This window comes from Lactobacillus sp. ESL0259, assembly GCF_003693045.1.
Taxonomy (GTDB): Bacteria; Bacillota; Bacilli; order Lactobacillales; family Lactobacillaceae; genus Lactobacillus; species Lactobacillus melliventris.
Genome location: NZ_REHP01000010.1, coordinates 23,260 through 36,198, shown reverse-complemented (window position 1 = coordinate 36,198; position 12,939 = coordinate 23,260). Strand labels below are relative to the sequence as shown.

Annotated in this window: 13 protein-coding genes and 2 pseudogenes; 11 read left to right on the top strand and 4 right to left on the bottom strand. The window is 32.9% G+C overall.

Annotation, left to right across the window (positions count from 1 at the left end):
* From F5ESL0259_RS07940 to F5ESL0259_RS07900, 9 genes and pseudogenes are all read left to right on the top strand, one after another.
* The coding region (locus tag F5ESL0259_RS07940) for an IS3 family transposase (protein WP_147444110.1) at positions 1 to 93 on the top strand (93 nt) is incomplete at its 5' end.
* A gap of 248 nt (positions 94 to 341) precedes the next feature.
* The gene (locus F5ESL0259_RS09100) at positions 342 to 431 is read left to right on the top strand and encodes a putative holin-like toxin (protein ID WP_081945396.1); all 90 of its coding nucleotides are present in this window, start codon (positions 342 to 344) and stop codon (positions 429 to 431) included.
* Positions 432 to 945: 514 nt separating this feature from the next.
* Positions 946 to 2,529, top strand: a complete 1,584-nt coding sequence (locus tag F5ESL0259_RS07930; protein ID WP_122038087.1) for an ABC transporter ATP-binding protein — start codon at positions 946 to 948, stop codon at positions 2,527 to 2,529.
* A 157-nt stretch (positions 2,530 to 2,686) separates the two neighbouring features.
* A pseudogene (locus F5ESL0259_RS07925) lies at positions 2,687 to 2,828 on the top strand (IS3 family transposase); the annotation flags it as partial.
* Positions 2,829 to 3,185: 357 nt separating this feature from the next.
* Positions 3,186 to 3,788: a rhodopsin gene (locus tag F5ESL0259_RS07920; RefSeq protein ID WP_147446448.1), complete on the top strand. Its 603-nt coding sequence runs from the start codon at positions 3,186 to 3,188 to the stop codon at positions 3,786 to 3,788.
* Positions 3,789 to 3,948: 160 nt separating this feature from the next.
* Positions 3,949 to 4,653: a rhodopsin gene (locus tag F5ESL0259_RS07915; RefSeq protein ID WP_122038085.1), complete on the top strand. Its 705-nt coding sequence runs from the start codon at positions 3,949 to 3,951 to the stop codon at positions 4,651 to 4,653.
* A 10-nt stretch (positions 4,654 to 4,663) separates the two neighbouring features.
* A complete protein-coding gene (locus tag F5ESL0259_RS07910; RefSeq protein WP_122038084.1) occupies positions 4,664 to 5,299 on the top strand; it encodes an ATP-binding cassette domain-containing protein in 636 nt (211 codons plus the stop codon).
* A complete protein-coding gene (locus F5ESL0259_RS07905) occupies positions 5,289 to 5,813 on the top strand; it encodes a hypothetical protein (protein WP_122038083.1) in 525 nt (174 codons plus the stop codon). The genes F5ESL0259_RS07910 and F5ESL0259_RS07905 overlap by 11 nt, the downstream gene beginning before the upstream one ends.
* A gap of 10 nt (positions 5,814 to 5,823) precedes the next feature.
* Complete coding sequence (locus F5ESL0259_RS07900) at positions 5,824 to 6,609, top strand: hypothetical protein (protein ID WP_122038082.1); 786 nt, start codon at positions 5,824 to 5,826, stop codon at positions 6,607 to 6,609.
* Positions 6,610 to 6,659: 50 nt separating this feature from the next.
* Here the strand turns inward: F5ESL0259_RS07900 and F5ESL0259_RS08925 are convergent, their stop codons facing one another.
* From F5ESL0259_RS08925 to F5ESL0259_RS07885, 3 genes are all read right to left on the bottom strand, one after another.
* Positions 6,660 to 6,779 (bottom strand): S26 family signal peptidase, encoded by a 120-nt coding sequence (locus tag F5ESL0259_RS08925; protein WP_370448809.1) that lies wholly within the window; start codon positions 6,777 to 6,779, stop codon positions 6,660 to 6,662.
* Between the two features lie 247 nt (positions 6,780 to 7,026).
* Positions 7,027 to 8,487 (bottom strand): SLAP domain-containing protein, encoded by a 1,461-nt coding sequence (locus F5ESL0259_RS07890; RefSeq protein ID WP_122038081.1) that lies wholly within the window; start codon positions 8,485 to 8,487, stop codon positions 7,027 to 7,029.
* A gap of 315 nt (positions 8,488 to 8,802) precedes the next feature.
* Positions 8,803 to 10,389 carry an ABC transporter ATP-binding protein gene (locus F5ESL0259_RS07885; RefSeq protein ID WP_122038080.1) on the bottom strand — a complete coding sequence of 529 codons (1,587 nt, stop codon included), beginning with the start codon at positions 10,387 to 10,389 and terminating at the stop codon, positions 8,803 to 8,805.
* A 423-nt stretch (positions 10,390 to 10,812) separates the two neighbouring features.
* Between F5ESL0259_RS07885 and F5ESL0259_RS07880 the strand changes: the two genes are divergently transcribed.
* Both F5ESL0259_RS07880 and F5ESL0259_RS07875 read left to right on the top strand, forming a co-directional pair.
* The gene (locus F5ESL0259_RS07880; RefSeq protein WP_122038079.1) at positions 10,813 to 11,316 is read left to right on the top strand and encodes a hypothetical protein; all 504 of its coding nucleotides are present in this window, start codon (positions 10,813 to 10,815) and stop codon (positions 11,314 to 11,316) included.
* 84 nt (positions 11,317 to 11,400) lie between these two features.
* Positions 11,401 to 12,504, top strand: coding sequence for an SLAP domain-containing protein (locus tag F5ESL0259_RS07875; RefSeq protein WP_122038078.1), 1,104 nt, complete (start codon positions 11,401 to 11,403; stop codon positions 12,502 to 12,504).
* A gap of 20 nt (positions 12,505 to 12,524) precedes the next feature.
* Here F5ESL0259_RS07875 and F5ESL0259_RS07870 read toward each other — a convergent pair.
* A pseudogene (locus F5ESL0259_RS07870) lies at positions 12,525 to 12,656 on the bottom strand (transposase); the annotation flags it as partial.
* Between the last annotated feature and the right edge of the window lie 283 nt (positions 12,657 to 12,939).

Sequence of the window (12,939 nt, the reverse complement as noted above, 5' to 3'; positions counted from 1 at the left end):
TACGTTTACTGGTTCAATCATATTAGAAGATCAAACAAACTAAAATACACGACCCCGATCAAATATCGAAATCGTGCATTGAGTCTTGCGTAATATTAAAATGTCTAACTTTTTAGTTGCACTTCAAATCTAGAGGGTTAACTTCATTTAGCCAGTTAGGGATGGTCTTTATCTCTTACTCAGCTAACCGCCTTTAGAGCGGCTGCTTGTTTTCAAAGAGGTCTTGTTAGCGCAAGGCCTCTTTTCTTTACAATTAAATTATATCATGACTAAATTAATTTTGCACGGTGAACTGAGTAATGATTGCGACTAGCATAGGACTAGCATAGCTAGAAAGAGAAGTGAGCGTTTACCAGGCATTACAAATAATGTTGGCATTCGCCACGTTTATTATTGTGTTGTTGGATTATATCAATAATCACAAGAAATAAAAAAGACCGTCCCAATCATACTTTAGCTAGTTAGGGATAGTCTTCTATTTCTCACATAGCTAACCGCCTTTAGAGCGGCTGCTTGTTTTCAAAGAGGTCTTGTTAGCGCAAGGCCCCTTTTCTTTACAATTAAATTATATCATGACTGAATTAATTTTGCACAAGTTGACTGAGTCAGGGATTGCATGTTGTCATTTATAATCGTTTTTTTATAGTTACAAAATAGGATTAGGGATAAAATTAGTGCTAACGGGAAATTGTTCAGTATAAATATTAAAAGAAAATAAAATTATCTTATTGACTTTTAAAGATTAAAACCTTATTATTTTGGTTATCTAATATTTATTTTTTATTAATTTAAAAGCCTGAGTTTTAATAATTAAGCTAAAAATTTCTTCACATGGCTTATTGGACAAGCTTAAGAGCAATATTGAATTTAAAAATGAGTATACATACTATAAGTTAAGAACTAGACTAACAAAATGCTATTTAAAAAATATTGAAAGGAAAATCAATGATTATAAAATATTCAAACCCGTGGAGACTCGCCTTGTATGTCTTTTTTGCTTTTTTGAAATCACTTCAGGTTGTTTTTGTTGCCTTAATTTTTCAAAAATTTATTGATTTCGCCCAAAAGCCTCAAGGCAGCTTAATCAAGCTGACTGTCTTTGCTGTTTGTGGTCTGCTAATATTTGGAATAGTCGGCGTTATATATCAGTATTTCTATTATAAAATTATAGAAGAAATTAATCTTAACCTAAAAAGTGCATCTGCCAATTATTTAGTTAATAACTATGCTAGCCATAACGAAATTGACAGTTCATTTATGACCAATGACCTCAAGCAAATTGAAACTAATAGTATTGAGGCAGAGCTTTCAATCATTTCTGATTTAATTCAATTTTTGGCAGCTGTAATCTCTGCATTTGTTAGTTCTTGGATTATTGCGCTGGTATTTTTAATAGCTTCATTTACTCCTGCCGTTATTCAGTCTGTTTTTGGCCCTAAGATCGAAAAAAATTCTGAAAAGTGGGAAAAATCCAATAGCAACTATACCAATACTGTTATTGAAACTCATTCTGGAGCGGAAATGGCTAACATCTATGATGTTCAATTTTCAATGGTTAACAGGTTGATTAAAGCAGCGAAGCTAATGGAAACGTCTCTTTTCAAAACCAATTGGACTAAAGGCATGTCTAATGAGATGACTATGATAGTAGCATATATTTTCAGTATGTTCCTTCCTTTTGCCATTGGTATCAGTTTCATTGTTAGCGGTCGGCTGACTTTAGGCACGTTTATGATGATAGCACAACTGGCTAATAATTTTATTAATCCTGTAGTTGGTATTTTTGGGTCAGTTAACGATATTAAAACGGCAAAACCGATTTTGCAAAAAATCAAAAAAATCGACTTGCTGATAAAGCCGCAGGGTAGCAATACTGCAACTGCTTCAGATACTTTCCAATCATTACAATTGACTGATGCTGGAGTTAGTCAGGGTAAACAGAAAATTTTTGCCAATGTTAATCTAAAAATTGATTCCGGGGAAAAAGTTCTCCTGCAAGCTCCATCAGGTTGGGGGAAATCAACTTTACTGAATGTATTAATTGGTATTCAACAACTTGATTCTGGATCCTATGAAGTTAATCATTCTGAAGTAAATGGTGATTGGGGAAAATTACACGAGTACTTCTCTTTTATTCAGCAAAAGCCTTTTATTTTAGATGATACTTTAAAATACAACATTACTTTAGGTCGCCATGTGTCTGAAGAAGACTTAAATTATGCTGTTGAACAAGCCGGTTTAACTGATCTCGTAAACGAAAAGGGCTTAGACTATCAGCTTGGGAAGGGTGGTAGTAATTTATCTGGTGGTCAAAATCAACGGGTTGAAATTGCACGAGCATTAGTATCAAAAAGACCGATATTATTAGCTGATGAAGCAACTTCATCTCTTGATCAGAATTTATCTTTGCAAATACACCAAACAATTCTAAGTGAGTTTAAAGGAACTGTGATCGAAGTAGCACACCACATATCAGAAAAAGAGCAAGAAATGTTTGATCAAATAATTGATTTATCAAAGCAATCTTGATCTTGAGCTATCGATAAAGCATAGAAAGTAAGAGAGAAAAATAAGTAAAAAGGGATATGACCTTCGAAATTGAAGTGTTCCATAATAGTTAGACAATAATCTGACTATAAGGAGCACTTTTTTTCATGAATAAATGTTCCATTGCTTTGAAAAGCTGTATATGAATCTCACCGAGCTGGGAGATGCAGTAAGAAACTATTGAGTATTACAGTCAGAAAAGAATTAAAATCAAACTAAAAGGACTAACTCCGATCGAATATCGGCAGTTAGTCCTCAGTAAAGCTAATAAAGTGTCCTAATTTTAGGGTTCACATCATAATAGCTAACCTTTTTTATTAAAATGCCCTAGAAAGTTAATCAGTTGATTAATGCCTGGAGCATTTTTGCTTTAATTAAAGGAATTTAATATTTTAATTCTACTGATCGTATTTTTTAAATTCTGAACAAGTGGTATCATTAGTGTAAGCTTTTTCATTTTTGACTAGTGCGAGTGTGAACAAATAAGGAGAGAACAATTGCATTCTAAAGCGGTAGACTCAAAAGCATCTCTTGTAAATTTATTTTGGAATCAATTTTTATTTTTGTGGCAACTAATAAAATCGCGCTTTCTTTTTTGGTTAGGGTTAATATGCTTTGTAATACTGATGTTGAAACTAATGCCTAATTCCGCTATAGTTCCTCTTTTTTTCATGGGAGTTGATTTTAACGCTGTTAAATCACGCCAAGTTATTTTGCCTGTTTTTTGGTTTGTTTATTTTGTAGTACCGCTACTGATAGTCTTAAGCGGTTTTAAACAATTGTGGCAAGCAAGGGGAATGCAATTGCGAGGGCTGCGATATTCACCATTAAGTTTCGCTGTAGTTAATGTTGGGTTAATGGGGTTGATCACCATCATTTATGTGGTACTAACAGAGGGAATCATGACTTTAATGACTGACTTTTCTTGGCTAAGAAATTTTAAGCTATTACAATTTCACGGATTACCAGCTTTATTAGTATTGTTTATTATCAATTTTTTAGGAATATTTCTGTTGTTGATAATTCAAACCACTATCGGTCGCTTCAATGCTCCATTGGGTATAATTATTCCTTTTAGCCTGTGTATTATCACGATTTATACCACTTGGAAATATAATCCGCTCAATAGTTTAATGTTGCTGCGTGTCAATAAGAACAATATTCTGTTGTTACTAGTTACAACGCTATTAATGCTAATCGTCTATTTAATTACTAATCGTTATAGTGAGCTGGATTATTAAAAGTTTAATTCTACTATTTTTAACAATACTAAAATGATACTATTAATGTATAGAATTAAACGATAATTAAAAAATAAGAAATAAAAATTGGCTATCTATAAAAGTCGAATTAAATTGTACTTATTATGTGGCTATCCTCACTTTTAAAAAGAAGGTCTTTATGAAACGTCTATTTTGGAATCAATTATTATATTTATGGCAAATAATCCGCTTCCGTTTAATTTGTTGGCTAAGTTTGATTTGCTTTTCAATTATTTTTCTCAGTGCGCAGCTAATTAACAGTCCACATACTTCTATATTTAATCTTTTCTTTGCCGATACCAGTCAAGATACATCTTTTAATTTTATTTTGTGGCTGGTCTATTTCTTAATACCGCTACTTATTATGCTAAATAGCTTTAAACTGCTTTGGCAAACTACCGTTATGCACCTAAGAGGATTACAAATTCCACCGAAAAATTTTACTGTTGTCACTATGTTATTAATAGGAGTAATAGCTTTGGCCTACGTGTTTGTTACACTTTTAGTTATGTTGCTTGTTACGGCTTTATTTAAATTGCCCTCTTTGTCTTTTTTTCATTTAGCTGACTGGCAGGCGATCCCACTACTTTTCATCAACAATTTTTTAGGAATATATCTGACGCTTCTTTTGCAAGGTACAATTGGGAAGTTTAATTCGGCCTTGGGTTTGATTATTCCAGCTTCACTTTTGATAATGACATCTCTTTTAAAATGGCAATTAAATCCTTTGAATTGCTTGATAATTATGAGATTTAATTTCCCTGGCTTTTTATTATTATTGCTGGCAACTTTGATTATGGTGATTGTTTATGGGATTATTGACCATTTCTTTAGTGTAGAGTAAGGAGTAAAAAATGAGTTTTATTGAATTAAATGAAGTAGGAAAAGTAGTGAAAAGACGGCCACTATTGCATGATGTCAGTGCAGATATTCCAGAAGGCAGTATCACTGTTTTAGAAGGAATAAATGGTTCTGGTAAAACGTTAATCTTAAAAACGATTTTAGGCTTAATAAATACCAGTGGGGAAGTCATAGTTAATAGTAAGAAGATGAAGGTCCAAGAGCCTTATCCTATTAAAGCGGGAATTTTAATTGAAAATCCCAGTTTAATAGAAGAATTTACTGCTCATAAAAATTTAGAACTATTAGCGAAATTAGATCCAGATATTCAAGAAAAGCAGATTAATGATTTATTGGCGTACTTTGATTTAACCAGGTTCCCTAAACAAAAAGTTAAGAAATTTTCACTGGGGATGAAGCAGAAATTAGGAATTGCACAGGCCTTTCTCGGAGGCTATCCGTTAATTGTTCTGGATGAACCCACCAATGCGCTGGATCATGAAAGTATAGGTAAATTAATCAGATTGATTGACGGTTATAACCGTAAAGGTTCAACCTTTGTTATTGCTTCGCATGATCATGAATTTGTGAACAAAGTCGCCACGCAAAAGCTATATGTACAAGAAGGAACAATTAATCATGAAAAATAAAAAATTATTATGGAGCTTCTTCGTGGTAATAATAATTGTAGTTGGCTGCGTGGGCTTTTATCGCTACAACCAGGTAAACGCCCATCCTCAGCAGTATGGTGTGACTAAAGAACAGCTTTTTCACAAAAATGAATTGGTAAAAGCCTATCATGTTAACTTTATTGTTCATGAAGCTGCAGTTAAGAAAAGTAAGGATGTTGTACAAGCCAAAGTCAAATTTAATATACGTCAAACTGGTCAGTCATTCTATGGCGAGAAAAAGAACAATCCTAATTTTAGAGAAAATATGTATCTAAATAATCCTTATGGTACAAGCAATCCCTCAATAAAATTGTATGACAAAAGTCACAACAGTATTAATCCTGATAAAGCATTAGCGCACGGCAAGCAGCCTTTTACAATATTTTTTACCATTCCGCGCTATTCATATGACATGCGCAATCAAAGATTACGTTTCAGTTTCTTAGTACCAACTAAGAAGCACTATGTCAAATATTCGCTTCTGCTAGAATAGAGAGGATAAAATGAAATTTTTGTGGTCACGTTTGAATAAATTATGGTTGTTTTTAGCATTGGTAATAGGGCTAAGTATCAGCGTTTTACAATGCATTGTTTCTACGTCTAAAAATATTCTTGCGACAAACTCACCTTATACTATGTGGATGTCAATAGATGGATTTACTTTTGTTCCTACTATATTTTTTATCTTGTTACCGTTAATTGCGAGTTTACCTGCCAGTACATTATTAAAAGAAGATTTTACCAACGGCTATTTTTATAAATTAAAGATGGAGAAGTCCATTAAACAAATCTTGTTAGGATACCTAGAAATCGCATTTATGACCGGCTTTATTGTAATTGCTGTTCCTTTACTGTTTAACTTTTTATCTTGGTTTATGATATTGCCTAATGTTAAGCCCGATAATTTACTTAATATTAATATTGGTGCCAGAAATTTTACTATGCTGTTTGTCTCCCTTTATTATTCCCATCCATTTGTCCACGCTATTTTGTCAATTATGTTTTCTTCTTTTTGGGGAGGATTATTTTCTGTATTCGCAATGGTTACTTCTTTGTGGATTAAAAATAAGTTTGCTGCCATGTGTACAGGTTTAGTTTTGCAAATAGTTTTATTATTAATGAATGCAACTATCCATTTGCCATATTTCATAAGTTATTCACCGGCTGATTTCTTACGTGAACTCCCTGGAACTACTAACATCTATGTGGTGGTGTTTATGACTGCAATATTATTACTTTATTGCATGATTATGTTTCATGTAGATGAAAAACGATTAGCAGAGTTATAAAAAGTGAAAGGAAAAAGGATTAAGTCCAAATGTTAAGGGCCTAATCCCTTTTAATATGCTTTGATTCTATTAAGTGGCCAGTAGCGATATTTAACAACGCCTTCAATTTTACTTCTAGGGATTGCGCCTATATAACGACTATCTTTTGAAACACTTTTGTGATCCCCCATTACAAAATACGAGCCTTTGGGAACTTTGTTAGTATTTTTCATTTCTTTTAATTGAGAAGGGGGAATAAATACTTTTATATTCTTTTGTTCTTGCTAAAGAACGAATTGAAAAGTCAGCAGTATAAGAATATTTAGTCATGAAAAAAGTGCTCCTAATAGTCAGATTAATGTCTAACTATTATGGAACACTTCAAATCTAGAGGGTTAACTTCAAATTTCTTGCTTTTTTTATTAACTCTGTAAGTTTCTAATATTTTTCTGGCATTGAGTTTCTTGAATTGCTGTAAGCCGCATATTCATCAACTGTTAAGTAGGCTAGTTTTGCTTTCATCTGTAAACGTCTCGTGGCTTCTTTAACTTCTGAAACTGTTGCTTTATCTGAACTATTAATTTCTTTGGCTCTTTTTAGTGCATCATCATAAAAATTAAAGTGGTAAAACTTGTATCCATCAGTATTGTGAACTGCATTTTCCTGATCAATTTCCTTTTGGAGGTCTTTTTTATCTGCTGCAATTGCTACTTTCGCATCTGCTTTAGCTTCATCAACCGTATTAAGAGGTTTCAAAAATGGACCGGAAACATATTTACTGTCAGCAGCTTTAATGAATGACATATGTTCTTCATTGTTTTCTTCAAAGTTGGTGTGCGTAAAGCCATTTACGTCACCTAAATGATAGTAGAGCTCAGCTTTGTTGTCCTTATTCGACCAAATGTATAACAATTCATCAACCGGAATTTTTTCACCCTCAATAAAGGTCGTTAGACCGGCTTTATCAACCTGATTTGGTCGTAAGTCTCCATTAGCATCAAAAATATCAGTTCCAGCAGTAATTAGAACATAGGTGTCAGCGGTAAAAGTCAGCAGCCTTTGTCTTGGCTCTTTTTGTACGTACGATTTAGGAAACCAGCCAGTTTTTGTCCCACTAATAATGTAACTTGGTGAACTGGTTGGATCATACCTAAATAGCGTTTCACGGTTAACTTTTATTTTTTGTAAAGGCTTAACCGTGATTTGTTCTTTGCCCAAGCCAATCTGAACTCCTTTAGAGTCAATATCCTTTGGACTAATTGTCACGGTTGCTTCTGCGACATAAAGGGGCTTGTTATCAATGTTGCCAATATTGGCCGCATTAACATAGCCACCGGCTCCAATATTGTAGTAATATTTACCACCGATTTTTTTATAAGGGAGCCATGACTGATTATAGTTGTCATCATTGACTAGGAAATACTGTTTGCTATTCCGGTCAATTTTTTCTACAGAGCCAGAGTATTTCAAAGGGGTTCCTTTGCGCAAATGCGTATTCTTTTTACTGCCACGGAATTTGTATAGCCGTTTACCATTCTTATCGTAAACATAAGAATTGTAATTGAGCTCCAAGTTGCCATCTTGTACCTGCTTGTTAACAACACCAACATTAGCCGCCTTAACGTAGGCACCACCGGTTAAAGGATAGTAGCTTTTACCATTAATCGAAGTTGTTTTGGCATTACCGTTTACGGTGGTGCCCATACGCAATGTCCCTTTACCGTTATAATAGGTGCGCTTGCCCTGAGCCGTATAAACATAAGAATTATGATTCAACGTGAGAGTATCAGTCTTAGCAGCTAATACTTCAGTATTGCTTGGCATTACTGCGGGTAGCATAGGACTAATAGCAAGAATGCTTGCTATGGAACCATAAACAAACTTTTTATTTAATTTCATGTAATCACCTCAAAAATACTGATTAAATACTTTACGTACATTATAGAATATTAAGCTGTCTTTGAATAGGATTTCAAAGGGATTAATGCTAATTTAATAAGTTGGAAGCATTTAAACAAAATTAGGTATAAAGTTAGAAAACTATATTAGTTATTTCTATTTTTAATGTTTTTCAGCTAAACAGTGAGTTAAACTTTGTATAATATTATGAATTAATATAAAAAGGGGCTCCATTAACAATAGAATTCTTCTTGAACAAAAAATTATAATTTTCAGATAACCGTCAGTTGCCAAAAACTAATTCCGTAAAACATTTTAAAATCGAATAACTTCATCCGCTTTAGCTATTAAGTCATCATCATATGTGTGGGTTACATATAATAATGTAACAGGTAAACTTAAAAGCTTGCTTTCTATTTTTTTCAAAGTTATTTTATCTATTCCAGAAGAGAATTCATCCAAAATTAACACACTTTTTTCCCGAAGTATTAGTCTTGCCAATTCAATTCTCTTAGCTTCTCCTCCTGAAACTTTTGTATCTGAATTTCCAAGATTCATATTCAAAGATTCGGCATTAGCCCATTTAGTTAATTCTACGAACTTTAATACTTTAATTATAGTTTCATCCGGATAATTTTTATATAAAGTTAAATTATTACGCAATGTAGTCGCAAAAACGTGGCCATCTTGTGGTAAGTAACTGATATTTTGATAAATTTGGTTATCAGTAAGTTGGGTTATATTTATTCCATTTAATAAAATCTCTCCCTGGTAGTCATCTAATTGTTTGGTAATAAGTTTGATGAAAGTAGATTTACCGCTACCGCTTTTACCAACAATCAAATATTTTTGCCCAGCTGTAATTTTAAGACTCAGTGAATCAATAATATTTTTTTCTTTAAAAGAAACACTTACATCCTTTAATTCGATACTAGAAAAAGGCGCAATGACTTTATCGTTTTCAAAGGTATTTGCTTCTTCGCCAGTTTCCTTTTCTATAGAGTCAAATACCTTTTTTCCTCCGATCCATTGAGAAAATAGATCAGAAAAACTGTAAATAGGAAAAGAAATATTCGTAACTAATTGAGTAAATGCCACAATTTGGCCTATTGATAAATTATTCTTCATAATAAAAAACGTGCCAATTAGCCATGTACCAAAATATAAAAAATCAGAAAAAGTTTTATTGAGAACTGTAACTGTATTTTCTGTTTTTAGCTCTTCTTTTTCACTATGTAATAATTTTTCATTGATTTTGTTTTCTTCTGTAACTACTGCAGTTTCAGAACGATTTACCTTCCAGTCTGTTAGACCAGAAAATAAGTCGTTCGTTTTATTAACGTAATTATTAGTTGCAGCAATTGTGTTACTCTTTTTAAGTTGTAATTTTTTCCTAAAAATTATTGGTATCAGAATATTTGGAATACTTAAAATAATAGCAAATACTGCCATCACTGGGTTTATTATCCAAGAGAGCAAACTGGCAGCAAAAAATTGTAGTAGTAAATATAATCCCCAAAAAAAGGTATAAAAATAATTTTGCCCTAAATTATCCATTTGACTAGTCAATAACGAAATGTATTGCCCAGATTCATTTGAATTAAGTTTTATCAGTCTTTGTTGTGACAAGCGTTTAAAAACCACATTACGATAGACTGATACAGCTTCTTTTGCTAGATATTGTGAATTTAGCTGCTGCAAATAATATGCCAAAGACTGAACCAAAATAAATAACAATACATTGATAACCAAGGACACATATTTATTCAAGCCCTTGCTTGAAGCCACGTCCATAATATACTTTAATACTAGCGAGTTCGAAACCATTAATAACGCCAAAATAATGGTTAAAATAAGGTAAACTATTACCCTTTTAGGATCTTTTTTAAAAATATATTTCACTTACATTCCCCCCATAGATACTTTTTATATCCGAAATATTCAAATAAAACGAGTTTAAAATCTTTTGTGTTCCTTTATTATATATTATCAACTTCAGTTATTAAACTGTATTCTGATCTATAGAATAGCGAACAATCTTATAAGACGTAATAAAGCAAATCATGTGTCTGGAGCTAAAACAATAATTTTGACATAGAAGCGGAATTGACTTTAAGAAGACAGCTATAAGCTGAATATGAAATCTTCGGTTACTTGTCATTATTTAGGTTTGGTATATTGAGAAAAAATGATATGCTAGAACTTAAGGCAACGTATAGTCTTGGAAGCCAAAATACAAGTTAACGGTATTTAGTTTACTAAAATAATCAGAATTTCGGAAGCCTTTAAATATTTGCAAAACATAATAAACTAGGAGAGCTTTTTATGGATACTACGAATTACGACTTGATATGCGATTTGATTTACGAAATTATTATTTTAATATTCGTTACTATTGCAGTTATAACATTGCTATATATGATTTATCTCAAGTCAAAAGCTTGGCATAAGCTTAATTTGGAATCACGAAAAGAAGTCGCAGCTTCTACAGTAGAATTTGTAGCAAAGCCTGGAATTGAGAGAGAAGTGGTAATGATAAATGCCAGCCGGTTTATTGCGGCTATTGTTCTGTTTTTAAGTTGGGCTTTTTTTACATCAGAAGTTGTTATTCTATTTATAGGAAATTTGATTTTCATTGTTCTTGTGTTAGCAGAAATGTATATGAATGCAGATCTAACTAAAAAAGCAAGAAAGCATTATACAAGTATTCCCTATATTTATAATGCAAAACGGGCAAAATTAGTAAGGAGATTATATATTATTTGTCGTATTTCTTATATGATTGTCGCTGCTGCGTGTACTTTTTTGATTTATTCAGTGTATGGCTAGTAGGCTAAAATTATGTTATTGACTTTTCATGATTAGCGAGAGAAAGAGTTAGATATTAAAAGTAAGTCAGAAAGGAGTTTATAAATGAAACTAAAAAAGAAAATAGCTGCTCTGCTGGTCGCTGGCTTGTTTAGTACAGCAATAATCTTTACAATAACTAGTCAAGCAGCACCAACTGTCCAAGCAGCTAATCACACTCTTACCAAAACTATTATGCATAAATCGGTAGCTTATACTGAAGCTGGCAAGCGTACTAAAAATAAATACCGTGCCTTTACAACTGTCAAAGTTGAAGATGAGCCGGTAATAATTAAAAAACAGCCTTACTACAAGCTTAAAGGTAAAAATCGCTACCTCAAAGCGTCCAATATAGATGGGGTTAAGCGCAAAGTTAAACATAATTCCTATGTTTATGCCACTAGTACTCGTAAAGCCAGTTTAAATTTAATCAGAAAGGGCCGAACAATAATTACCTACGGGAGTGCGTTACGTTTTAAAAACGGTAAACGCTACTACCGAATAGGGGGCCCGATAAAGCAATACCTAAAGGCTGGTAATGTTGGAGCAGTAATTGGCTCACCAACTGAAGAAACTACTGTGACGGCAATTGCACAGTTAGGTACAGCGATTTATGGTACTAAAAAAGTAAAAATTGCGAAAGCTGGTACTAAATTTAAAGTAGATCGTTTAGAAACTGGATCACCCGCTGCATATATTATGAATCAAAGAGGGCAGTTCGTGCCTGAGCCTAAAATTTACCGTATTAAGGGAACAGATCATTGGTTATGGTTTTCAAATGTTAAAGCTAAAAAGAAATTGCCAGTCCATGACTATAATGCAGAAAATTTCAGTTATGTTAGTCTCTATAAAGATATTGATGTTTATAATGCAGATGGCAGCATGCAAGACCATGATGGGCAAAAGATTTCTAAAAAGGTCAATTACTTAAGAGTTGAAAAATTACTATATCTTTGGGTGCCAGCTGATCAAAAGGCAGAATTGTTTTACAATCTGACCATTCATCAGATTTATTCCAATAAAAGCGAAAAAATGGAGCTGGGAGATGCCTATGTTAGAGCTAGTGATGTTAAATATGGTTATGGTATCAAATTAAAGCCAAGCAACACAAAAGCTGAAGTCGAAATCCAAGCTCAAGCAGAATCAGCTATTACTAAGTTAAATATGTAAACTCAAGAGTCTGAATAAAGTTAGCTCAATATATTTTTATTGTTTTCTTCAAATCTGATCCTCATCAGAAGATTTTCGAAATTGGTGTAGCCAAATGCAGTGCGCTCAATTTATCTGATTTTGCGATTGAAGCCTTCTAAGTATCCGTTGGAATTACTCCGGTGTTAACCTGTTAATTACGCTTTAAGCATAGAAGGCTGGTAAATACAGTAATATTTTCCTATCAAGTCGGATTGCGCCAGCTAACATTTAGTATCAAGAGCAAACTTAATATAATCAGCAAAAAGGGACATAATTCACACCTGCTATAAAAAACTAAGTTTGGTATTTTATTGCAAAAGCAAGAGAAATATGTCCTTCTTTTTATGCAATAAAAACCTGTTAACAGGATAAATTATAGAGCCGGATTATTAAGCTTTTTGTTTAGAGCAAATT

Bases quoted from the DNA above. Each gene is read 5' to 3' on its own strand.
- F5ESL0259_RS07930 (WP_122038087.1), top strand. From the start codon at position 946: ATGATTATAAAATATTCAAACCCGTGGAGACTCGCCTTGTATGTCTTT.
- F5ESL0259_RS07920 (WP_147446448.1), top strand. From the start codon at position 3,186: ATGCCTAATTCCGCTATAGTTCCTCTTTTTTTCATGGGAGTTGATTTT.
- F5ESL0259_RS07915 (WP_122038085.1), top strand. From the start codon at position 3,949: ATGAAACGTCTATTTTGGAATCAATTATTATATTTATGGCAAATAATC.
- F5ESL0259_RS07910 (WP_122038084.1), top strand. From the start codon at position 4,664: ATGAGTTTTATTGAATTAAATGAAGTAGGAAAAGTAGTGAAAAGACGG.
- F5ESL0259_RS07905 (WP_122038083.1), top strand. From the start codon at position 5,289: ATGAAAAATAAAAAATTATTATGGAGCTTCTTCGTGGTAATAATAATT.
- F5ESL0259_RS07900 (WP_122038082.1), top strand. From the start codon at position 5,824: ATGAAATTTTTGTGGTCACGTTTGAATAAATTATGGTTGTTTTTAGCA.
- F5ESL0259_RS08925 (WP_370448809.1), bottom strand. From the start codon at position 6,779: ATGGGGGATCACAAAAGTGTTTCAAAAGATAGTCGTTATATAGGCGCA.
- F5ESL0259_RS07890 (WP_122038081.1), bottom strand. From the start codon at position 8,487: ATGAAATTAAATAAAAAGTTTGTTTATGGTTCCATAGCAAGCATTCTT.
- F5ESL0259_RS07880 (WP_122038079.1), top strand. From the start codon at position 10,813: ATGGATACTACGAATTACGACTTGATATGCGATTTGATTTACGAAATT.
- F5ESL0259_RS07875 (WP_122038078.1), top strand. From the start codon at position 11,401: ATGAAACTAAAAAAGAAAATAGCTGCTCTGCTGGTCGCTGGCTTGTTT.